The organism is Propionibacterium acidifaciens DSM 21887 (assembly GCF_000426605.1).
Classification (GTDB): Bacteria; Actinomycetota; Actinomycetes; order Propionibacteriales; family Propionibacteriaceae; genus Propionibacterium; species Propionibacterium acidifaciens.
Window position 1 is genome coordinate 43,732 of record NZ_KE384545.1, and the last position, 20,588, is coordinate 64,319.

Consider the following 20,588-nt stretch of genomic DNA (forward strand, 5'->3'; position numbering starts at 1 on the left):
GTCAGCCCCATGTCGTGGCACAGCTGCGCCACCCGCACCGAGCCCTGCATCGTCCAGAAGTGCGGGTCGGCCAGCGGGATCGACACCGCCTGGAGCAGCAGCGTCGAGGCCATCTCGCGCCAGGTCGTGGCGACCATGTTCGTGGCGGTGGGCATGCCGGTCAGACGGCGGAACTCGCCCAGGGTCTCGCGGCCGGAGAAGCCGTCCTCGGCGCCGCAGGGATCCTCGGCGTAGGCGAGCACGCCGAGCAGCGGTGCGCACAGCTCGACGGCCCGGTCCAGCGACCAGCAGCCGTTGGGGTCGAGGGTGATGCGCGCCTGCGGGAACCGCTCCTTGAGCCTCGTGACGGCCTCGACCTCCTGCTCGGGTTCCAGGACCCCGCCCTTGAGCTTGAAGTCGCGGAAGCCGTACTCCTCGTGGGCGGCCTCGGCCTGCCGGACGATGGCCTCGGGCGTGAGCGCCTCCTCGCGGCGCAGCCGGTACCACTGGCAGTCGCCGTCGTCCTCACGCAGGTAGTCCAGGTCGGTCCTGTCCGGGTCGGCGACGAAGAAGAGATAGCCGAGGACCCGGACCTCGTCGCGCTGCTGCCCCTCACCGAGCAGCTCGGCCACCGGAAGACCCACGAGCTGGCCGAAGAGGTCGAGCAGGGCCGCCTCGATCGCCGTCACGGCGTGGATCGCCGTGCGCTCGAAGGTCCAGAAGGCGGTGGTGTCGTCGCGCCCGGCCACGGCACGGGCGACATCGCGCAGGATCCTCCGGTGGCTCGTGACGGGCCAGCCGATGACGGCGGCGAACCCATCCCTGATCGCCGTCGTGATGCGTCGTGCCCCGGGGACCTCCCCGAGGCCGAGGCGGCCCTCCGAATCGGTGAGGACGACGACGTCGCGCGTGAACCAGGGCTGGTGGGCGCCGGCCAGGTTGAGGAGCATCGAGTCGTGTCCGGCGACCGGGTAGACGTCGGCCTTGACAATGGTGGGAGCCTTCATGGACTTGTTCCTCCTCTGCTGGGGGTGCGGCTCATGCGTGGATGAAGAGGCTCAGGAGCAGGCAGCCGGCCAGGCCGAGGACGGCGAGCACCGTCGTGTAGGTGGTCCGCACCTTGAGGGTGTCCTTGACCGACAGGCCGAGGAACTCCTTGAACATCCAGAACCCCGGATCGTTGAGATGTGAGGCGATGACGGAACCGCACGCCGTGGCCAGCACCATGAGTTCCGGGCTGACGGCCCCCGCGGCCACCAGGGGCTGGGCGATGCCGGCGGCGGCCACCACGGCCACCGACGCCGAGCCGAGGGCGATGCGCATGAGGGCCGCGATCGCCCAGGCGAGAATGATCGGGGAGACGTCCCACCCGCCGGTCAGCCCGATGATGTAGTCGGAGATGCCGCCGGCCTGGAGGACCTGTTTGAAGGCGCCGCCCGCGCCGATGATGAAGATGATCATCGCGATGGACTTGATGGAGGAGCTGCACGAACCCATGAGGGTGTCCATCGGCACCCTGCGCACCAGCGCGAAGTAGCAGATCGCGGCGAGGAGCCCGATGAGGAGGGCGACCGGGGCGTCGCCGATCGCGGCGAACACCCGGGTGATGATGTGATCCTCGCCGAGTCCCAGCTCGAAGACGGCCGATCCCGCGATGAGGAGGACGGGCAGGGCCGTGATGCCGAGCGAGACCCCGAAGCCAGGCATGGTCTCGTCGGTGAACTCCTTCTCGCTCACGAGCCCCTCGGGGGCGGTCGCGGTGACGTTGCGGACGAAACCGAGCCGGGGCCAGACGAGGGCGACCACGAGGCCGACGGGCAGGGCGATGATGAGCCCGAAGAGCAGGGTCTTGCCGATCGAGGCCTCGTAGATGCCCGCCACCGCGGTCGGCCCGGGGTGCGGTGGCAGGAAGGAGTGCATCGAGGACAGCGCGATCGCCAGCGGCATGGCCAGCCACATGATGGACAGTTTCTCCTGCCGGGCGACGGCGAAGACGATCGGGATGAGGATGATCCACGCCGTCTCCCAGAACAGGACGACGCCGACGAGGAAGGCCACGATGATGATGGCCAGCTGGGCGCGTTGCACGCCGAAACCGCGGATGAGCGTGGTGGCCAGCCGGTTCGCGGCGCCCATGTCGGCCATGAGGACCCCGAGCATCGCGCCGAAGCCGAGGATGAGGATGAGGTCATCGACCTGTCCGCCGACGCCGTCGACGATCGAACTCATCACCGTGACGTCGTCGCTGTCACCGCTGATGAAGGGCAGCCCCTGCAGGAGACCGACCACGACGGCGACGAGGACGAGTGAGATGAAGCCGTTGAGCTTGAAGACGAGCATGAGCAGCAGCAAGAGTGCTATGCCAACGGCGAGAATGACGAGGGGCATGGAGTCCTCCCAACGTGAGCCGGAGGTGCGGGAAGCCGCGCTGCGTCCCGCGACGCGTCCGGTGATGCAGTTTGCGGTTGTGGACCGGGGCGGACGAGCCCGCTCAGCCGGCGGTGACGGCGCGGACCGCCGTGCGCAGCGCTTCGCGGTACTGCTCGTCGAGCTCACGGGCCGGCGCGAAGCAGTACCCGGCCTCCACGCCCGCACACCTCAGGCCCTCCTTGAGAACGACCGGGAAGGTCGCCTTGTCGACGAGGTTGCGCAGCGGGGAGAGGCGCTCCTGCAGTTCGAGTGCACGGGCCCGGTCGCCGGCCACGAAGCTGTCGTACAGACCGGCGAGCAGTCGTGGCGCGATGTTCGCGGTGGAGGCGATCGCACCATCGGCGCCCATGGCAAGGGCGGGGTAGATGAGGGTGTCGCGGCCCATGAGGACGCTGAAGCCCTCCGGCGCCTCGCGGATGTAGTCAGCGGTCAGGGTCATGTCGCCGGCCGAGTCCTTGACCCCGATGATGTTGTCGACCTCGGCCAGCTCGAGGACCGTGCAGAGCGTCACCGGCACCTGGGTACGGCCCGGATTCGAGTAGACGAGGATCGGGAGATCCGTCTCGGCGGCGATCGCCCGGTAGTGCTCGACGAGTTCCGACTGGGTCGGCGTCATGAAGTAGGGGGTGAGGACCGACAGGGCCTGCACTCCCCCGACGCTCTGGACCATGTGCGCCGTCGCGATGCAGTCGCGCGTCGTGATCTCGGAGGCGCCGGCGTAGATCGGCACCCGGCCGGCCACGTGCTCGACGGTGATCTCGACGACGCGGCGTTTCTGGACCTCCGACAACCCGTAGATCTCGCCGGAGGATCCGAGGACGAAGACCCCGTGCACCCCGTTGGAGATCGTGTAGTCGAGCAGATCCCGCAAGCCCTGCTCCAAGAGCTCGCCGTCCCTGTCGAGGGGGGTCACGAGGGCCGGGATGATCCCGTGGGGCCTGAACGGCATGACCGTCTCCCTTCCCGCATCGCCGATGATGCGTTCGCGTCGTGCCAAGCCTAGCCTTTTCGTAGACTCATGTCCACATTTGTAGACATACGTCTTAAGAGGAGAACACTCATCGACCATCGGGGACAGTCGTCACGCGACACGCGCACGAATCGAGAGCCGACAAGGGATCGGGCTATCGTGTTGACGCGTCCAACGCCATTCGGCCCGTCCTCGCGACGGGACGAGACGGCGGGAGGCCTTCCGCGGGCGGACGCCACCGGTGAAAGGATCCCCATGACGAGCACTCACGACGCGACAGGTGGTGTGCGCGACGTGAAGTCCGCGGGCCGGGCGATCGAACTCCTCGAGTTCCTCGCGCGCCGCCGGGCAAACCCGCCCCGGCTGAACGAGATGGCACAGGCACTGGACGCCCCGCGGTCGTCCGTGTACGCGATCCTCAGGACGCTTCAGGCACGTGGCTGGGTGCAGACCGATGGCTCCGAGGGGTACTCCCTCGGCCTCAGAGCACTCATCACGGGCACCTCCTACATCGACGCCGATCCCCATGTGAGGATCGTCGGCCCGCTCCTGACCGACCTGGCCACCCAGTTCGACGAGACCTTCCATCTCGGACGCATCGACACCGACAGGATCGTCTACCTCGTCACCCAGGAGTCCCGCCAGGACATCCGTCCCTACTCGCGCGTGGGACGGCGCATGCCCGCCACCGCGACGGGGCTCGGCAAGGCCGTTCTCGCCGAGCGGCCCGAACTCGTCCCCGCCACGTTCGAGCAGCTCACGCCCCGCTCCATCACCGACACGGAGGCCTTCGAGGCCGAGATGAGGGCGACTCGCCTGCGCGGCTACGCCATCGACAACGAGGAGAGCACGACGGGCCTGCGGTGCATCGCGCTGGCCCTGCCGTACACCGAGCCCGTGACCGATGCGATCTCCTGCTCGATCCCCGCCTCGCGCTGGACCCAGCAGCGGGAGGACGAGATCGTCGCAGCGATGCGGCTCGCCGCCGAACGGGCGGTCGCCCAGGCCCCCCTGCGCTCCTGATCCCCCGCGCACGCCCGAGGTCACCGGCTGCGGCGCCCCACCGGGAGGACGGCACGGTCGACAGCCCGGCGACCGCGGGAAACCGCCTGCGAGGTGCGCGGGAGCCGACAGAAAAAGCCCAGTCCGCAACGGACCGGGCCTCGCTCTGCTCCCCCGACTGGACTCGAACCAGTAACCCTCTGATTAACAGTCAGATGCTCTGCCGATTGAGCTACAGGGGATCGGCCCGACGCTTCGTGCCCGAGGCGTCCGGCGCGTGAAAACACGCTACCAGCAGCCCACCCGAAACAAAAATCGGGGCCGGCGCCGTCACAGGCCGTACTCGGCGGCCAGCCGTTCGCCCTGGCCGACGATGAACTCCTGCACCGCCGGGTCGTCCATGGCGACCCTGGCCGAGGGCTCGGCCATCCACGTGACCCCGCCCGTGCCATCGGGGTTGCGACGGCCGCTGAGCACGACCGATCCTCCGCCGGGGACCTCGACCCGCTCCTGGACGAGGATCGAGGCCTGCACGCGCTCCATGAAGGCGCCGGGGAGCAGGCCGGCGCCGGGGAGCACGACGGCGTCCCGGGTTCCGTCGACGAGCTCCCACGCCAGACGGCCCTCGTCCTCGGCCCACGAGCCGTGCTGGATGCTCTGCCAGCCGACCTGGCTCCACCGTCCCTCGCGACGGACGGCGAGCGCGTCGCGCAGGGCCACGGCGAGCACGCCCTCGCCCCGCCCGTGGGCGATGACGTGCGGGGCGCGGCCCCGCAGCGCGCGCAGCTGCCGGAGCTCCTCGCGGGTGGGAGGGGCTGCGTCGTGTCCGGTCATGCGCATGACCCCATTGTGGCCGCCGCCGGGCCGGGTTCAGGCGGCACTCGCCTGCGCGGCGAGTCGCCGGCCCCGCTCCAGGGCGCGGCGCTTGGTGCGCGCCACGCTGGCCACGCTCACGCCCATGGCGAGGCTCATCTGCGCGAGCGTCCTGGGCCCGTGGCCGTCCAGACCGAAGGCCATGACGAGCACGCGTCGCTCGTCGCCGGGCAGGGCGGCGATCCACTCGATGCCGGCGCCGGTCTCGTCGTGGTACTCGGCGGCGAGGCGCTCGCCGACGTCGGGGCTGCTCGTCCACAGGGAGCTCAGGCGCAGCGGCTCGCCGTCCGCGCCGGACAGGCTCCTGGCGAGCGCGCGCCCACCCATGCCCGCGCTGTGCTCCTGGGCGCCGAGGGCGCCGACTCGCTGGGCGACGATGAGCCAGGCGAGGGTGCTGAAGCGGGCCCCGCGGCGCCAGTCCCAGCGGTGGATCGCCTCGACCAGGGCGGCGGAGCCCTCGGCGACGAGTTCGTCGAGCTCCGCCACGCCCGGCTTGTCCCACTTGCGCGCGATGCGGCGCACCATGGCCATGTTGGCCCGGTGGAAGACGAGAAGGGCGCGTTCGCCCTGCTCGGCGACCAGTTCCAGCTCGGCGGCGCTGGCGTCGGCGCCCCACAGGCCCCTGGTCAGGCAGCATCGGGCGTAGAGGCCGGCCTCGATGGCCTTCGCCAGGGCGACCTCCTGCTCGGCCCCGAGCCTGCTCGGTTCGTTCTCGATGACGTCGATGGCATCCATGGCCCCAGCCTCACGGCGGCCGCCGGGCGGCTCCAGCGCTGTGGATACCGGGGAACGGACAACACCGTTTCCTGTGGACAGGCCCCCGGCACGCCCGGTGCGTGCTAACGGCTCACTCCAGGAAGCCGATGCTGGTCTCGGCGAGCCTCTGACGGCTCGTCTCCAGGGTCAGCATCTCGTCGAACATCGCGTCGTAGCCGGCCTCGTCGGTCACCGGGTTGGTGCGCTGCAGCCGCGACTTGAGGTCGTCGATGCGCCGCATCGTGGTGAGCATGCGCAGCTTGGCGGTGTACGCGGCGGCGTAGCGCTCGGTCGGGTCCTCGCGCAGCAGCGGTTCGACGAGCAGGGCCACCTCGAGCTGCCGGGCCGTCGGGTCGGCCGTCGCGGCCTGCACCTGCTCCGCCCAGCCCTGGGGCCGGTAGCCGGTGTCGGCGATCGCCTCGAAGACGGCGCGCAGGGCCGGGTGGGTGAAGTCGTCGGCGGTCACGCCGTTCCAGGCGGTGTCGAACAGGGTGGGGCACTGGAGCATGAGCTTGAGGGTGCCGCGCTCGACCTCGAGGCGGTGGTCCCTCGGGTCGGGCCACGGCAGGCCCACCGGTGCGGGCATGACGGGCCCGGGCTCGACGATGCGCGCCGGTGCCTGCTCGGGCCCGGGGCGGCGGGGTCCGCGGCGGCGCTGGCCGTTGACGATCCGGCGCACCTCGTCGGGGTCCATGCCCACCAGGTGCGACAGATCGCGGAGGTACTGGTTGACCAGGGAGGAGTCGCGGATCGAGGTGATCATGTCGGACGCGGCGCGCACGGCGGCGACCCGGCCGTCGGCGCGGTCGAGGTCGTAGCCGTCGATCGTACGGGCCATGACGTACCGGTAGAGGGGCTCGCGGCGCCCGATGAGCTCGCGGACGGCGGCGTCGCCCTGGGCCATCCGCAGGTCGCACGGGTCGAGGCCCCCCGGCTCGACGGCGACGTAGGTCTGGGTCGTGAAGGAGCGGTCGAGCCGGTAGACCTTGAGGGCCGCCGCCTGGCCCGCGCGGTCGCCGTCGAAGGTGAAGACGACCTCCCCGCGCGTCGCGTCAGAGTTGCCCATGAGGCGCTGGAGGAGGCGGGCGTGGTCCTCGCCGAAGGCGGTGCCGCAGACGGCGACGGCCGTGTCGACGCCGGCCAGGTGGGCGCTCATGACGTCGGTGTAGCCCTCCATGACGACGGCCTGGAGCTTCCTGCCGATGTTCTGTCGGGCCAGGTCGAGGCCGTAGAGGACGTGCGACTTCTTGTAGACGGGGGTCTCGGGTGTGTTGATGTACTTGGCGGGCAGGCGGTCGTCGTCGTAGAGGCGGCGGGCGCCGAAGCCCAGGACGGAGCGGCCCGAGTCCTTGATGGGCCAGATGACGCGGCCCTGGAAGTAGTCCCAGCCGCCGTGCTCGCGGATTAGGCCGGCGCGGACGAGCTCGTCGTCGCGGAACCCCGCCCTCGTCAGGTGGCGGTGCAGCGCCCGGCCGTCCTTGGGGGCGTAGCCCACGCCGAACCGCTGGGCGGCGGCGCGGTCGAAGCCGCGCCCGTCGAGCATGCGGCGGGCCTCGATGGCCTCGGGGGAGGCGAGCTGGGTGGCGAAGAAGTCGGCGGCCACCTGGTTGGCCTCCATGATGCGCACCCGCTGTCCGGGCGGCGCCGCCGGGCGGCCGTCGTCGACGATGCGCAGCTGCACGCCGGTCCGGTCGGCCAGGGCCTGGACGGCCTCGCCGAACGAGAGGTTGTCGATCTTCTCCATGAAGGTGATGACGTCGCCGCCCTCGCCGCAGCCGAAGCAGTAGAACAGGCCGCGCGCCGGCGTCACCTGGAAGCTCGGGGTCTTCTCGTCGTGGAACGGGCACAGGCCCTTGAGCGAGCCGCCGCCGGCGTTGCGCAACGTGACGTACGAGCCGACGACCTCGTCGATCCGGGCGCGCTCTCTCACGAGGGCGATGTCCTCGTCGTTGATGCGTCCGGCCATGCCCGAATTCTATGCGTCCGGCCCCTCAGCCCCTGCCCTCGGCGACGGCGACCATGCGCAGCGCCGCGACGGTCGCCTCGTAGCCGTGGTCCTTGGCGGAGCCGGGCAGCCCGGCGCGGTCGCGGGCCTGCTCGGCGTCCTCGCAGGTCAGCAGGCCGAAGCCGACGGGCTTGCCGGCGTCCAGGCCGACGCGGGTGAGGCCGGCGGTGGCGGCCTCGCAGACGTAGTCGAAGTGGGGGGTGCCGCCGCGCACGACGACGCCGAGGGCCACGACGGCGTCGTGGCCGTGCAGGGCGGCCTGGGCGCCGAGCGGCAGCTCGAAGCTGCCGGGCACCCGCACGATGTCGGGCTCGATGGCGGCGTCGGCGCAGGCCCGGACGGCGCCGGCGATGAGGCCGGCCATGATCTCGTCGTACCAGCTGGCCGCGACGATGGCGACGCTCACGGGTCGTCCGTCCTCGTGCAGGCCGGCGTCGGCGGTGAGGGTGGGAAGGTCGATGGCGTTGGCCGGGGCCCCGTCGGTGCGGGTCATGGTTTCCTCCTTCAGTCCAGGTCCAGCAGGTGGTGCATGCGGTCGCGCTTGGTGCGCAGATAGCTGATGTTCTCGGGCCGGGCTCGCACCTGATCGGGCTCGAGGGCGACCACCTCGATGCCCGCGGCGCGCAGGCCGACGGCCTTCGCGGGATTGTTGGTGAGCAGCCTGATGCTCGTCATGCCGATGCCCCGCAGGATCGTGGCGGCCGACCCGTAGTCGCGCGCCTCGGCGGGCAGCCCGAGCAGCTCGTTGGCCGTCACGGTGTCGGCCCCCTGCTCCTGGAGCCGGTAGGCGCGGAGCTTGTCGAACAGGCCGATGCCCCGCCCCTCGTGGTCACGCAGGTAGACGAGGGCCCCTCCCTCGTCGGCGATCCTGTCCATGGCGGCGTGGAGCTGCTCGCCGCAGTCGCAGCGGTGGGAGCCGAGCACGTCGCCCGTGAGGCACTCGGAGTGCACGCGCACGAGCGGGGCGCCGGCGGCCCCGATCGGCGAGACGAGGCTCATGTGCTCGACGCCGTTGATGCGCCAGCACTGGGCGGTGAAGGTGCCCCACTGGGTGGGCAGCGTGACAGGGTCGGTGCACTCCACTCCCGGCGCGATCTCGGTCATGGCGGCCTCGGCGGGCATGGCGTCCATCCGCTGGGCGCTCACGTGCGGTTCCCCGCGCAGGACTCGTCGGGCCCGGACGCGAAGGCCATGAGCCGGCTCACGTACTTGGCGAGGACGTCGGTCTCGATGTTCACCAGCTCGCCCTCGCGCAGTCGGCCGAGGCGGGTTCCGGTGAGGGTGCTGGGGATGAGGCCGACCTCGAACCAGCCGTCGCCGTCGTCGGGGGCGCCGACCGCGGTGACGGTGAGCGAGACGCCGTCCACGGCGATGGCGCCCTTCTCCGCGATCTGCGGGCCCAGGCGCGCCGGGACGCCGACGCGCAGCGTCGTCCACCCTCCCTGCGGGGTGATCGACAGCACACGGCCCGCGCCGTCGACGTGGCCCTGGACGACGTGGCCGTCCAGACGCCCGTCCGCGGGCATGCAGCGCTCGAGGTTGACCGCGTCGCCGGGGGCGACCCGGCCGAGGCTGGTGCGGTCCATCGTCTCGCCCATGAGTTCGGCGACGAACAGGCCGGGACGCGCGGGGTCGGCGATCGAGGTCAGGCAGACGCCGTTGACGGCCATGGAGCCGCCGGCCGGCAGGTCGTCGGCGATGCCGTGGGCGTCGACGACCAGGCGCGCGACGCCGGGGGCCGCGCCGGGGTCGAGCTCGACGACGGTTCCCAGTCCATTCACGATTCCGGTGAACATGCTTCTCCTAGTGGGGTTGACGGTTCCGCGGCCAGGGGGCGGCGGGGCGCGGGTCGAAGAGTGATCTCGAGGTCCCCCCCGAGGACGCGGACGGGCCCGTCCAGCCGCCAGTGGACGGCCTCGCCGAGCGTCCCGACGGTCAGGGGGTCGGTGGCCCCGGCGCCGGGGCCAAGCATGAGGGGGGCCTCGTGGACGACGAGCGTGTCGACCAGGTCGGCCCCGATGAAGGCGCTCGTGACGGACGGGCCGCCCTCGACCAGGACGTGCCCGACGCCCCGGTCGGCGAGCTCGGCGAGGACCCGGGCCGGGTCGTGGTCGGCGATCCGCACCCAGGGGCCGTCGCGCAGGGCGGCCCCGGCGGGGACCGGGCGAGCGCCCATGACGACGTGGAGGGGCTGGTGCTCGAGCGGCGCGTCGTGCTCGTCGCGGGCGGTGAGCCTCGGGTCGTCGGCGAGCACCGTGCCGGTGCCGACGAGGACGGCATCCGCGCGGGCGCGCAGGGCGTGTCCGCTGCGGCGCGCTTCGGGGCCGGTGATCCACTGGCTCGTGCCATCGGCCGCGGCGACACGGCCGTCGAGGCTCTGGGCGATCTTGGCCGTCACATAGGGACGGCCCTGCGCCGTGGCGAGCAGCCAGCGCTCGTTGAGCTCGCGGGCGCGCCCGGCGCCCGGCCCCTCGACGGTCTCGACGCCGGCCGCGCGGAGCCTGACCGCACCGCCCGAGGCGACCGCATGCGGATCGGCCATGGCGTAGACGACCCGGGCGATCCCGGCGTCGACGAGCGCCCGGGCGCAGGGGCCGGTGCGCCCGGTGTGGTTGCAGGGCTCGAGGGTGACGACGGCGGTGGCACCACGGGGGTCCTCGCCGCGCTCACGGACGGCGCGCAGGGCGTCGATCTCGGCGTGCGGGGTGCCCGCCCCCCTGTGGCGACCGACGGCGAGGATCCGCCCGTCGTGGATGATCGCCGCTCCCACGAGTGGGTTCGCGCCGCGGACGCCCTCGGCGGCGGCCCGCAGCGCCAGGTCCATGGCCCGCGCCTCGAGCCGCGTCACGGCGGGACGCGCCTGTCCGGCGCCCCGGTCCGTCTGCGGGCTCATCGGTTCCCCTCCCAGGCTTCCTCGCCCGGGGTCGTGGGACGTCGACGGGAGGTGCTCGGCGGCCGGCGACCGCGCGCCGCGCCGGCGTCATGCGCCTCCCCTCCAGACTCTGACTGTCGGTCCTGGAATTCCACCAGATCGGCCGGCCCACTGGCCGGTTCGCGGACTCTCACCGCCGGTACGGAGTTCCACCGTCCCCGGGACATGACAGGGCAAGTATGCCACTCGCCGGCGGACGCCGCGGACCGTCCGGCGGTGGCAGGGCTGCGGCGGCAGGCCTAGTGTTGGCTCGGTCCGGACGGAGGGAGGCCCATGCGGCACAAGATTCACATGGAGCTGGGCGAGGTGCGTCTGCGCCCGGCGAGGGCGCAGGACGGCGCGGCCCTCCAGCCGCTGCTCGACGAGCGGATGTGGGCGGGCATGGCCACGCCCTTCCCCGCGAGCCCGCAGGAGTTCGCCCGGGCCTACGGGGAGAAGATCGCCGACCCAGCCACCGTGGTCTTCAGCGTCGAGTACCGGGGCGAGCTCGTGGGCCGCACCTGCTTCTACGACATGCACGTGCCGCTGCGCCTGGAGCTCGGCTCGACGTTCTACCTTCCGGCGGCTCAGGGCACGACGGTGAACCCGTCGTGCAAGTATCTGCTGCTCGAGTACGCCTTCACGGTCTACGAGGTGCAGCGCGTGGGCCTGCGCTGCGACGTGCGCAATGAGCGCTCCGCGAGGGCGATCGCCGCGCTCGGCGCGACCGAGGAGGGGGTGGCGCGGGCATTCCGGCGCGGCCCGCACAGCGAGCCCGTCGACACCCGGGTCTTCTCGATCACCGACGGCGACTGGCCGCGCGTGCGCGGCACGCTCCGTGAACGCCTGGGGCTGCCGCCGGATGGCTGAGCCCGGGTGTCAGGAGCCGGGGCGGTCCCGGTGGATGCGGTGGCCGGCCTCAAACATGGCCTTCACGGCGACGCCCGCCAAGGCCCGATCGAGCAGGTACGGGTCGGTGACGACGAAGCCGGTAATGGTGTCAACGCCGTAGTCGAAGAGCATCGGGGGCAAGGGCGTGGAGGGGCCGACGAGCACGGTGTGAGCTCGGCGTGACAACTCCAGCAGCCGCGGCGCGGTCTTGTCGACGAAGCTCGAACTCGAGATGAACACGTAGTCGCACTCGGGCAGGAGGTACTCGCAGGCGGTGTCGGGGTGATCGCCCGGCCGGGGGACGCGTTCCGGACAAGTAGTATTCAGCGGCCCGTTCCAGCGCCTTCCGGGGCGGAATCGAAGTGCCCAACGACGGCCACCCCCTTGCCGGCGACGGCCTGCGCGCAGGGGGCGAAGACCCGCTGTCAGGCGAGGGCCTCCCCCGTCGCGACGAAGCCCTTCTCGGCGGCCGACTCGGGACGCGAGTACCACGAGTCGATGGAGGCCTGGCCGATGGAGGCCTCGGCAGGGTTCCAGCTGCAGACGAGCCCGGCCGCAGTGCGCATCGGCAGACCGTCGAGCACGGCCCCCTCGAAGATCTCGGGCCGCGACCGCTGGTCCATCGTCCAAGCCATCCCGCCGCCCCCGGCGGAGTTCACCACCCGGGTCCACCGGACGCCGACGTTCACCGTCCCGACCACCACGTCCTGAGGAATCTCGGCGATGAGGTCCTCGTAGACACGCCATGCGTCAGGCATCGTCATCCCTCCTTCGTCCCGTCCGTCCAGATGCCCATCACATTGAAGGCGAGGCCACCCTAATTAAACACGGCGTCGCCCAGAGCCTTGGGGCGGACAGCCGGACGTGTCCGCCGATCCGGGGCCAGGCCGGCCGCCATGGCGCTGGTGTTGCTCGTCGCCCTCACGATGCTGACCGCCGGGCCAGCCGCTTCGGCCTCCTCCGATCCGTGCCGCCAGCCGCAGTGCGCGCCGTGATCCAACCGTTCGCCGTCCCGTTCATCGTCGTCGCTGCGGTGACGAGGCTGGGGCGGTCGTGCTGTTCGTCCTCGCGATGTTCGTCGTCGTGGACGACGACCGGACGGGTCCGGAGCCGATCGGCGCCGACGATCTCGGCGGGGTCCAGACGGTATGGCGATCGTCTTCGCCACCGGCGCGGCCCCGCTGAACGGCACATCGATCGTGCCGATCGGCTCCATCATCATCGGCAATGCGATGAGGACCCCACGCTGAACGGGCAGTGGGCCTCACCGCGCCGTGCGAGGGGTGCGAGGTCCTCGGCGGCTCTCACCCTCGGATCCATCCGGCCCGAGACGATCGGCGTCGTCGCCCGCCCCGTCGCCTGGGAATCGCTCATGCACCCTCGGCACGACACGGAGGGCGGGTCTGGTGACGCGCCTGGGGCCTTCATCGGCGTCCTGCTCGGCGGCAGCACGGCCCTCCAGGGCCGGCGCCGCGCAGGTTCCCGTGGTCAGCGGGACCTCGCCGGGGGTCGGTGGCGGTGCTCGTGATGAACGCGCTCGTCACCGCGGCGAGGCCCCTGCCAGGGATCTGGCCGGGACGCTGCGCACCTGAGCGCCGCACGAGGGCCCCGGCGGACCGGGGACGATCCTCAGGCCCCGTGGCCGATGCCCCGCGGCAACCTGGCCGGCTCCCAGCCGAGCAGGTGCTCGGCGCAGTCGAAGGCGAAACGGTCGGTCATGCCCGCGACGTAGGTGACGGCGCTGCGCATCGGGTCGTCGCGGTCGCAGTGCTCGGCGGGCAGGTCGTCGGGGTGGTGGAAGTAGTACGAGACGAGCTGCTGGAGCACCTCGATCATCGTGTGCGACTGGGCCAGCGACTCCGGGCGCGTGTAGATCTGCTCGTAGTTGAAGCGACGCAGCACGGCCAGCGCCCCGGCGGTGCGGGCGTCCATGCCGACGACGCCGGTGCGGCAGGTGGTGTCGACGACCGCCCTGATGAGAGCGGACAGCTGCTCGCGCAGGGGCAGCCCGATGACGTCGACGACCCGCCCGGGCACGTCGCCCGGATCGACGATGCCGGCGCGCAGGGCGTCCTCAAGGTCGTGGGCGCAGTAGGCGATGCGGTCGGCCCAGCTCACGATCTCGCCCTCGACGGTGGACGGCGCCGGGCTCGACCAGGAGTGCCTGGCGATGCCGTCGAGGGTCTCGGCGCACAAGTTGAGCCCGGCGAGGGCCACCCGGGCACCCCACGGGCCGTGGTCGAAGCCCTCGGGCAGGAAGACGTCGAAGGCCTCCTCGGAGGCGTGCCCGCCGGGGCCGTGGCCGCAGTCGTGGCCCAGGGCGATGGCATCGGTCAGCGCCATGTTGGCCCCGATGCCCCGGGCGATGGAGCCGGCGACCTGGGCGACCTCGATGGCGTGGGTGAGGCGGGTGCGCTGGTGGTCGGTCGGGTAGACGACGACCTGCGTCTTGCCCGCCAGGCGCCGGAAGCTGGTGGAGTGGACGATGCGGTCGTGGTCGCGCTCGAAGCAGGTGCGCTCGGCGTCGGGGGCCTCGGGGCGGGCCCTGTCGCCGGCGCCGTGCGAGCGGGCCGCGCCCTCGCGCAGCGTCGCGGCCTCGAGCTCCTCGCGGGCGAGCCGCCCGATGGGCTCGCCGCAGCCGATCCGCAGGTGGGAGTCCGCGTGGGGACGCACGACGCCGTCGCCGTCGACCTCGTGCTCGTGTCCGCTCATGGTGGTGGCCCACGCCCTGGCGCGCGCGGTGGGGACCGGGACGCGACCGCCGTCGCCGGCCTGCTCGCTGCTGCTCGTCATGGTCCCAGTATGGCGGCGGGCGCCGACATTGCGGTCGCGAGCCGCGGGGCGCCCGGGGAGGCTCAGGCGATCCTGCCGGAGTAGCCCAGCTCGGCGTCGGACAGGTCGAGGTCGCGCCCGTCGCGGTCGTCCAGCCAGCCGGTCGGCATGGCCACTCTGCGGCGCGCCGAGCCCTGGCGCCCGCGAGGGCGGCCCAGCTCGCGGACCGGGTAGGGGCAGTCCACGCCGGCCTCGTCGATGAGTGAGGCCAGCAGTTCGTCGAGGCGTTCGAAGGAGTCGATCATGCCGAGCGCGTGGCGCAGTTCGCCCCCGACGGGGAAGCCCTTGAAGTACCAGGCCATGTGCTTGCGCAGGTCGGTGAGGCCACTCCTCCCGCCCATCTGGCGGGCCAGCAACTCACCGTGACGGCGCACGACCCGGCAGATCTCGCCCAACGTGGGCAGGGTCAGGCGCTCGACGCCGGTCATCGCCGCGGAGAGGTCGGCGAACAGCCAGGGGCGACCGAGACAGCCCCGCCCGATCTCGACGCCGGCGCAGCCGGTGCGCTCCATCATGGACACCGCGTCGCTGGCCTCCCAGATGTCGCCGTTGCCGAGCACGGGGATGTCGACCCGATCGACGAGCTCGGCGATGACGTCCCAGTGGGCATGGCCGGAGTAGGCCTCCTCGACGGTGCGCGCATGGAGACAGATGGCGGCGGCGCCGGCCTCCTGAGCGATGTCGGCGATGTCGCGCCACGTGGTGTGCCCCTCATCGATGCCGATGCGGGTCTTGACGGTCACAGGCACGCCGTGCCGGTCGCCGGCGCGGACGGCGGCGGTGATGATCTCGCGCACGAGCCCGGTCTTCCAGGGCAGGACTCCCCCGCCGCCCTTGCGCGTGACCTTGGGCACCGGGCATCCGAGGTTGAGGTCGACGTGGGCGGCGCCGTGACGGGTGCACAGCAGCTCGACGGCCCGCGCGACGACCGGCGGGTTCGTGCCGTAGGTCTGGACGCTGCGGATGCGCTCCTCGTCGAAGAAGGTGAGCATGGCGTCGGTCCGGCGGTCGCCGCACACGAGGCCGCGGCTCGTGATCATCTCGCAGAGGTAGAGCCCCGCCCCCTGCTCCCGGCACAGCGTGCGGAAGGCCGCGTTCGTCACGCCGGCCATCGGCGCCAGGACGACGGGGGTCCCCGCCTCGACGCGCCCGCCCGAGGGCGAGCGGAGGACGAGCGGTTCGGCCGGAATCACCAGGCAAGTCTAGGTGCCGTCGGTCATGGTGGCGCGGACGCCCCGGCCGGCGGGGCGGCGCTCCGGCGTCGAGGAGCAGCGGTGCCGGCTCACACCGCGGGGACCGACCGCAGGACCGCGCGCACGCTTACACCTGCCTGCGCGCAGCTCCAGGCCCGCCTGGTCGGCGTCGAGAATGCGGAGCATGCCCGTCAGGGCCGCGGGGCTGTACCGGCCCGTCCGGTTCACCGCGAGCAGGGCCTTCCGCTGGGCGTCGATGACCTCGAGGGCGTGCCGGCCGGCCAGTTCGGCGAGCCGCCGGTCGGCGGGGAGCCGCCCGGCGGCGCCGGCCCTGCCCAGCAGGTTCTGGGCTCGGGAGACGAGCTCGGTCTCCTCGTCGGCCCCCTCGCCGCCACCGCCGTGCGCGGCGGCCGCGCGCAGGTCGTCGAGGGCCTCCCGCAGCTCCTCGGGCACCGGCACCCGCAGCGCCGCCTCGCGCATGACCCGGTGCAGCTCGGCCCTCTCCTCGGCGAAGACCGGAGCGGCGGCGGCCGGGTGCACCCCGGCGACGAAGCGCCCCAGAGTGCCGCCCTGCATCCCGAGGGAGATCGCGGCGACGCAGAAGGCGATGAGGATCATCGCCGTGCGCCCGGGCAGCCCGCTCGGCAGCGTCTGCGCGGCGGCGACGGTCACGGCGCCCCGCATGCCGGCCCAGACGATGGTCGCGCCCTCCCGGGTGCCGAGGCGCTCCTGCACGTAGTAGTCGATGTCCGACAGCGTCCGCTCCATGCGCCGGATGAGGCGCACCACCCTGCGGCGGCTCCGACGCGAGGCGTGGTGCTCGCGCTGGTTGTGCCAGACCGTCATGAGGGCGCGCTCGACGGCCGGCCTGCGCCTCACGTGCCGGGACGAACGGTGCCTGGCCGCGGCGAGCATGAGCGCGACGACGAGCGCCTGGACGACGAGCAGGAGCGCCAGGACGACGGCCCGCGTCGGCGGCACGTCCTGCTCGTCGGCCAGGGCCGCGGGCAGCTGGAGCCCCATGAGCAGGAAGACGCTCGACTCGAGCACGAGGGAGATCTCGGCCCAGGTGGCCTGGTTCGTCGACCGCTGGGCGGCCTCGAGCGCCCTCGAGCACGGCGATGATGCGCTGGCTGACGCCGGCCCGGCGGACGATCGACGTGGCGACGGCGTCGGTCGGGCTGACGACGGCGCCCAGGGCGATGGCGGCGGCAAGTCCCAGCCCGGGCACGAGCGTGTGGAGGACAGTCCCGACGACCACCGCCGAGAGCGCCACGAGCAGCACCGACAGGGTGGCGATCGGGCCCAGGTTGCGTCGGAACTCGGGCATCGGCATCTTGACGGCCGAGGCGTGGAGGAGCCCGGGCAGGATGACCTCGAGGATGATGTCGGGGTCCGCGTGCATGGCGGGCACGGCCGGGATCGCTGCGACCCCGGTGCCAAGGACCAGGAGCAGCACCGGGGCGACGACGCCCGCCCGATCGGCCGATCGCTCGCTCATCGCGATGACGAACAGGGCGACGACGGCGATGGGGAGCATGACGGACACGGCCTCCAGGATCCACGCGCCGGCCGCGTCGGGGGCGGATCCGTCCACCGCCCGGAGACGACGGGGCCCCGACCTCGACGCACCCGCCCGAGGACGTGCGGAGAACGAGGGTCCTGATGCGTGGTACCGTCAGATCCAGGCGGTGGGATCAGCCGCATGTCCCGGCCCTCCGTCCGTCACGTGAGGGTGGGCCCGAACCTCATGAGGCGCCCGCCCCGCCGGCGTTCCGATCACCTCCATGTTCAGCCGAGCCGCTGCCCGCGGCGCTTCATGAGGGCGGACACCGAGGATCCGGCCAGGGGCAGACCGCCAGTGATCAGGAGAAGATCACGGGCCGGGCCGCCGCCGGTCGGGGGCAGGGGTCGCGCCCCGAACTCCTTGTTGACGAAGGCATCGCTGAACTCGTACCGACGGGTCAACGGGTCGGTCTTGAACTCGTGCTCCTTCTCGTCGGTCACGTAGCCGGACGGCGCCTGCACCTCCTTCAGGTGGAAGGGGGAGGCTGGTGCGGCGGTCAGCCCCTTCACCATGAATCGAGCCCGGAGCCGGGTCCTGGTCCGCGCAGGGATCCTTGCCGCACCCGTCAGCGTTGTCCGCGACACAGTCGGTCACGTCGACGGCGACCTTGCCCGCACCGCCCCTGACGTGCCAGACGGAGCCGGCCAGCGGCTTTCCGGAGTCATCGTCCTTCCTCCACACGACCGTGCCCTTGGGGTTGTTGACGATCTGCCCCCGGTCATTGACCAGCAGGATCCTCGGACTGCCCCGATCCAGACCGGCGCGGCGCTCGGCTTCCCCGGTCATCGATCAGCAGGACCTCGGACTGCCCCCGGTGCTGCGCGGCTCGAGTCTCGCGCTCAGGCCACCGACCTTGATCGAGGGGAAGACACAGGTGGCCGTGGAGAACTTGTCGTAGCCCTCGGGCGCGTTCAGCTCCTTGATCCAGTAGTAGAACAGGCCGAGCCCATCGATCCTGAACCTCCCCGGTTCGGGGTCCTGGTCCGCGCACTCCCCCGGCCGGCAGTCGCCGGTGCAGCCCTCGACCGTCGTCCAGTTCTGGGTGTCGTAGCCTCCTTGGATCCGCCAGGACGACCCCGCCAGCAGATTGCCCTCGGCATCGACCTTCTCCCAGGAGAGGGAGCCGCGGAGCTCGGCGGTGGTGCAGGCATCGTTGTTCTCGGGGCCGTCGGCATCGTCCTCCATGGTGACCTTGTCGCAGAGGCCCCCGGTCGGATCCGAGTCGTTCCCGCCGTCGCAACTCCCGAGAGCATCCCGTCCGCTCGCCGTGATCGCATTGGGCTCCACCGCATAGTGCACGGTGATCCTGTCCTGCTTCTCCTGCCCCGGATCCAGGTGGTCGCCCGAGCTGAGTCGGTAGGCACCGCCGCCGAGTGCGGCCGCCGGCTGTCCATCGACATCGACGCCGTCCAGCCGGAAACCCCCCCCCGGGGACCCCCGGACGGTCGATGATCTCGGGGAGGCCACCGCCGGCGGGGCCGGTGGTGCGGGCAGTCACCGCGTACCGACGGTGCAGCTCGGTGTCGCCGCCGTTGATGATCGCCCTGTCCTCGGAGGTCCTCCTCCCGGCGGTGAAGATGGGGATGTTTCCGGGGAAGGTGTTGACGACGCAGATCCTTCACATCCGCAGGCGCGTTGTCGGCGAAGGTCAGGGTCGCCGTGTTGTCGCCGACCGTTGCACCGCTGTCGGGATTGGCCACCGAGTAGCGCACCGCCACTTCCCGGGGGAAGGTCCTTCTCGCGGATGGTGCACGTGGCGGAGGACTTCGTCGATGCCTTGTTGGTGCTCCCCCGACAGTGGTCGGGAAGAACGGCATGAAGTCGTCTCCGAGGCACTCGTACTCGAAGACGAACTCCTGGCCCGCCTCAGGCTGACCGTCGCCATCAGCGTACTTGATGATCGAGAAGGTCGCGGTCTCGCCGATTCCAGAACCACCGGATTGCGGCACCTCGGCATAGGCCCTCCATGTGGTCCGTCGTCATGCCCGGATCGGGCCGACTGGCCTCCTGAGGACTGTTGTCGACGTCGACCACGTTGTGCAGGCGGTCCCAGTCCTTGTAGTCGGGGGTCAGCCGCCCGTTGACGATGATCATCAGTGCTTCGTTCCACCGGACGTATCGGCCGAAACGATCCGGTTCGAAGGTGACGGTGACCCCACTGTTCTCCTCCCGGCAGGACCAGCGGTCGGTGTCGACGTAGTTCTCGTCGTCGATGCCCGTGTACGGCGAGGGGTGCGATCGGCGATGGTCATCCCGTCGCAGCCGAGTACATAGCCGTCACCACCGGGGTCGTGGATGACCGTCGGCTCGTGGACGTCGCCGGCGGTGGCGCTGTTGAGACCGATCCACCGGATGATGTTGGAGTCGGCCTCACTGACCGAGCCGCTCTTGCCGTTCTTCTGGAAGTAGCCCGGCGGGGGCTCCTGGAGCAGGTGCGCGGGCAGGGTGCCGCCGCTGCCGTCACAGCCCCCGAAAGTTCAACTGGTAATCACCGGGGCGGGTCTCGCCCTGCCAGTCGACGCCGAAGTTCGCATCCCCGGAGACATTGCTGTGGGTCTCGACGTAGTCCGTCAACGTGAACTCTGGTGGTCTGCCCGTCCCAGGTCACACGGGCGATGTGCTCACCGGTGGGCGAGTCGAGCCAGAACGGAGCGAGCGTCCGCTCGCGTCTGATGGGTTCGGGGATCTGCAGGGTGAAGTAGTCGCCAGCGCGTGAGCCCTCCTTGACCGACCAGTGGAAGACGACCGTGGCGGCCCCGCCGAAGGCGGCTTTCGAAGACGCCGTCGTCGGTCACGCTGACGCCCTCGCGCCAGGAGAAGTCCAAGAACGAGCCGGCGCAGGACTGCTCCGCGAAGGCCGGCTCCCAGTGCCCCTGGAGTACGGCGAGCATGGTCATGAGGAGCGCACACCAAGTGCAGCAGCCAGCAGACGACGCGCTGATCAGTGCCGCGGAGGGCGCCGCGAGCAGCAGGTTCGCAGACACGTTGACGGCCTTGTCAGCCCCGGGAGCATGGCGTTCCACCCTTCAGGTAAATCTGATTTTCAATCTTTTCACACAAGAGTCCGCACCGACCCTGCCTGTCAAGCCGCCTCGCCCCGGAAGCGCCAGGGATCCGAAAAATGATGAAATACCTTGTGAAGACGGCGAAACGATGATGCTGGCCCCCTGATGACCACC

The 20,588-nt window shown here is 71.5% G+C and carries 21 protein-coding genes, 1 tRNA gene, 2 pseudogenes and 1 riboswitch; of the genes and pseudogenes, 3 read left to right on the top strand and 21 right to left on the bottom strand.

All coding sequences use genetic code 11. The features are described 5' to 3' along the window. From K336_RS16510 to dapA, 3 genes are all read right to left on the bottom strand, one after another. Positions 1-986, bottom strand: a 986-nt coding sequence (locus K336_RS16510; protein WP_043151195.1) for an enolase C-terminal domain-like protein, incomplete at its 3' end; no start/stop codon positions are given. A gap of 31 nt (positions 987-1,017) precedes the next feature. Beyond that, a complete protein-coding gene (locus K336_RS0112640; RefSeq protein WP_021797237.1) occupies positions 1,018-2,367 on the bottom strand; it encodes a gluconate:H+ symporter in 1,350 nt (449 codons plus the stop codon). Positions 2,368-2,470: 103 nt separating this feature from the next. Then, a complete protein-coding gene (dapA, locus tag K336_RS0112645; protein WP_021797215.1) occupies positions 2,471-3,406 on the bottom strand; it encodes a 4-hydroxy-tetrahydrodipicolinate synthase in 936 nt (311 codons plus the stop codon). Between the two features lie 228 nt (positions 3,407-3,634). On the opposite strand from dapA, the gene K336_RS0112650 reads away from it, so the two are divergent. Next, positions 3,635-4,402, top strand: coding sequence for an IclR family transcriptional regulator (locus tag K336_RS0112650; protein ID WP_028707226.1), 768 nt, complete (start codon positions 3,635-3,637; stop codon positions 4,400-4,402). A gap of 148 nt (positions 4,403-4,550) precedes the next feature. Here K336_RS0112650 and K336_RS0112655 read toward each other — a convergent pair. The 8 genes from K336_RS0112655 to ribD all read right to left on the bottom strand — a co-directional run bounded on the left by K336_RS0112655 (position 4,551) and on the right by ribD (position 10,839). Next, a tRNA-Asn gene (locus K336_RS0112655) sits at positions 4,551-4,623 on the bottom strand. A gap of 88 nt (positions 4,624-4,711) precedes the next feature. After that, positions 4,712-5,221, bottom strand: a complete 510-nt coding sequence (locus K336_RS0112660) for a hypothetical protein (RefSeq protein ID WP_028707227.1) — start codon at positions 5,219-5,221, stop codon at positions 4,712-4,714. A 30-nt stretch (positions 5,222-5,251) separates the two neighbouring features. Continuing rightward, a complete protein-coding gene (locus tag K336_RS17270; RefSeq protein ID WP_051245804.1) occupies positions 5,252-5,989 on the bottom strand; it encodes a sigma factor in 738 nt (245 codons plus the stop codon). Between the two features lie 112 nt (positions 5,990-6,101). After that, positions 6,102-7,976 (bottom strand): DNA primase, encoded by a 1,875-nt coding sequence (gene dnaG / locus K336_RS0112670; RefSeq protein WP_028707228.1) that lies wholly within the window; start codon positions 7,974-7,976, stop codon positions 6,102-6,104. A gap of 25 nt (positions 7,977-8,001) precedes the next feature. Continuing rightward, positions 8,002-8,508 (bottom strand): 6,7-dimethyl-8-ribityllumazine synthase, encoded by a 507-nt coding sequence (gene ribH / locus K336_RS0112675; RefSeq protein WP_021797235.1) that lies wholly within the window; start codon positions 8,506-8,508, stop codon positions 8,002-8,004. Positions 8,509-8,519: 11 nt separating this feature from the next. Beyond that, entirely contained in the window at positions 8,520-9,161 is a 642-nt protein-coding gene (ribA, locus tag K336_RS0112680; RefSeq protein ID WP_021797219.1) for a GTP cyclohydrolase II, read from the bottom strand. Continuing rightward, on the bottom strand, positions 9,158-9,811 hold the full coding sequence (locus K336_RS0112685) for a riboflavin synthase (RefSeq protein WP_021797227.1): 654 nt from the start codon (positions 9,809-9,811) through the stop codon (positions 9,158-9,160). The genes ribA and K336_RS0112685 overlap by 4 nt, the downstream gene beginning before the upstream one ends. Further along, positions 9,793-10,839 carry a bifunctional diaminohydroxyphosphoribosylaminopyrimidine deaminase/5-amino-6-(5-phosphoribosylamino)uracil reductase RibD gene (gene ribD, locus K336_RS0112690; protein ID WP_051245832.1) on the bottom strand — a complete coding sequence of 349 codons (1,047 nt, stop codon included), beginning with the start codon at positions 10,837-10,839 and terminating at the stop codon, positions 9,793-9,795. Before ribD ends, K336_RS0112685 begins: the two co-directional genes overlap by 19 nt. A 155-nt stretch (positions 10,840-10,994) precedes the next feature. Continuing rightward, positions 10,995-11,117: riboswitch (FMN riboswitch) on the bottom strand. Between the two features lie 103 nt (positions 11,118-11,220). Between ribD and K336_RS0112695 the strand changes: the two genes are divergently transcribed. After that, entirely contained in the window at positions 11,221-11,796 is a 576-nt protein-coding gene (locus tag K336_RS0112695) for a GNAT family N-acetyltransferase (RefSeq protein ID WP_021797206.1), read from the top strand. Positions 11,797-11,805: 9 nt separating this feature from the next. On the opposite strand, the gene K336_RS19845 is transcribed toward K336_RS0112695, so the two are convergent. The 10 genes and pseudogenes from K336_RS19845 to K336_RS20310 form a co-directional block, all read right to left on the bottom strand. Continuing rightward, positions 11,806-12,057, bottom strand: coding sequence for a Rossmann-like domain-containing protein (locus K336_RS19845; RefSeq protein WP_021797231.1), 252 nt, complete (start codon positions 12,055-12,057; stop codon positions 11,806-11,808). Positions 12,058-12,242: 185 nt separating this feature from the next. After that, complete coding sequence (locus K336_RS19495; RefSeq protein WP_211223523.1) at positions 12,243-12,575, bottom strand: DUF4213 domain-containing protein; 333 nt, start codon at positions 12,573-12,575, stop codon at positions 12,243-12,245. 871 nt (positions 12,576-13,446) lie between these two features. Further along, positions 13,447-14,529 carry an HD domain-containing protein gene (locus K336_RS0112710; RefSeq protein ID WP_028707232.1) on the bottom strand — a complete coding sequence of 361 codons (1,083 nt, stop codon included), beginning with the start codon at positions 14,527-14,529 and terminating at the stop codon, positions 13,447-13,449. A 143-nt stretch (positions 14,530-14,672) separates the two neighbouring features. After that, the gene (gene dusB, locus K336_RS16525; RefSeq protein WP_021797238.1) at positions 14,673-15,842 is read right to left on the bottom strand and encodes a tRNA dihydrouridine synthase DusB; all 1,170 of its coding nucleotides are present in this window, start codon (positions 15,840-15,842) and stop codon (positions 14,673-14,675) included. Positions 15,843-15,851: 9 nt separating this feature from the next. Continuing rightward, positions 15,852-17,057: a cation:proton antiporter domain-containing protein gene (locus K336_RS18880; protein WP_267879361.1), complete on the bottom strand. Its 1,206-nt coding sequence runs from the start codon at positions 17,055-17,057 to the stop codon at positions 15,852-15,854. After that, positions 16,957-17,382: pseudogene (locus K336_RS20305) on the bottom strand (cation:proton antiporter domain-containing protein); the annotation flags it as partial. The gene K336_RS18880 and the pseudogene K336_RS20305, both read right to left, overlap by 101 nt. Before the next feature lie 251 nt (positions 17,383-17,633). Next, the gene (locus tag K336_RS0112730; protein WP_028707235.1) at positions 17,634-17,921 is read right to left on the bottom strand and encodes a prealbumin-like fold domain-containing protein; all 288 of its coding nucleotides are present in this window, start codon (positions 17,919-17,921) and stop codon (positions 17,634-17,636) included. A 277-nt stretch (positions 17,922-18,198) separates the two neighbouring features. Beyond that, positions 18,199-18,594, bottom strand: a complete 396-nt coding sequence (locus K336_RS0112735; protein ID WP_155945133.1) for a SpaA isopeptide-forming pilin-related protein — start codon at positions 18,592-18,594, stop codon at positions 18,199-18,201. A gap of 699 nt (positions 18,595-19,293) precedes the next feature. Beyond that, positions 19,294-19,503, bottom strand: coding sequence for a hypothetical protein (locus K336_RS0112740; RefSeq protein WP_028707237.1), 210 nt, complete (start codon positions 19,501-19,503; stop codon positions 19,294-19,296). A 394-nt stretch (positions 19,504-19,897) separates the two neighbouring features. Next, positions 19,898-20,143, bottom strand: a pseudogene (locus K336_RS20310) (hypothetical protein); the annotation flags it as partial. A gap of 179 nt (positions 20,144-20,322) precedes the next feature. Between K336_RS20310 and K336_RS18890 the strand changes: the two are divergent. Then, positions 20,323-20,580 (top strand): hypothetical protein, encoded by a 258-nt coding sequence (locus K336_RS18890; protein ID WP_155945134.1) that lies wholly within the window; start codon positions 20,323-20,325, stop codon positions 20,578-20,580. The last annotated feature ends 8 nt before the right edge of the window (positions 20,581-20,588 follow it).

Excerpts from the sequence above, each read along its gene's own strand:
- K336_RS0112640 (WP_021797237.1), bottom strand. The coding sequence starts at position 2,367 with ATGCCCCTCGTCATTCTCGCCGTTGGCATAGCACTCTTGCTGCTGCTC.
- K336_RS0112650 (WP_028707226.1), top strand. The coding sequence starts at position 3,635 with ATGACGAGCACTCACGACGCGACAGGTGGTGTGCGCGACGTGAAGTCC.
- K336_RS0112660 (WP_028707227.1), bottom strand. The coding sequence starts at position 5,221 with ATGCGCATGACCGGACACGACGCAGCCCCTCCCACCCGCGAGGAGCTC.
- K336_RS17270 (WP_051245804.1), bottom strand. The coding sequence starts at position 5,989 with ATGGATGCCATCGACGTCATCGAGAACGAACCGAGCAGGCTCGGGGCC.
- dnaG (WP_028707228.1), bottom strand. The coding sequence starts at position 7,976 with ATGGCCGGACGCATCAACGACGAGGACATCGCCCTCGTGAGAGAGCGC.
- ribH (WP_021797235.1), bottom strand. The coding sequence starts at position 8,508 with ATGACCCGCACCGACGGGGCCCCGGCCAACGCCATCGACCTTCCCACC.
- K336_RS0112685 (WP_021797227.1), bottom strand. The coding sequence starts at position 9,811 with ATGTTCACCGGAATCGTGAATGGACTGGGAACCGTCGTCGAGCTCGAC.
- ribD (WP_051245832.1), bottom strand. The coding sequence starts at position 10,839 with ATGGACCTGGCGCTGCGGGCCGCCGCCGAGGGCGTCCGCGGCGCGAAC.
- K336_RS0112695 (WP_021797206.1), top strand. The coding sequence starts at position 11,221 with ATGCGGCACAAGATTCACATGGAGCTGGGCGAGGTGCGTCTGCGCCCG.
- K336_RS19495 (WP_211223523.1), bottom strand. The coding sequence starts at position 12,575 with ATGCCTGACGCATGGCGTGTCTACGAGGACCTCATCGCCGAGATTCCT.
- K336_RS0112710 (WP_028707232.1), bottom strand. The coding sequence starts at position 14,529 with ATGAGCGGACACGAGCACGAGGTCGACGGCGACGGCGTCGTGCGTCCC.
- K336_RS0112730 (WP_028707235.1), bottom strand. The coding sequence starts at position 17,921 with ATGGTGAAGGGGCTGACCGCCGCACCAGCCTCCCCCTTCCACCTGAAG.
- K336_RS0112735 (WP_155945133.1), bottom strand. The coding sequence starts at position 18,594 with ATGGAGGACGATGCCGACGGCCCCGAGAACAACGATGCCTGCACCACC.
- K336_RS0112740 (WP_028707237.1), bottom strand. The coding sequence starts at position 19,503 with ATGATCATCGTCAACGGGCGGCTGACCCCCGACTACAAGGACTGGGAC.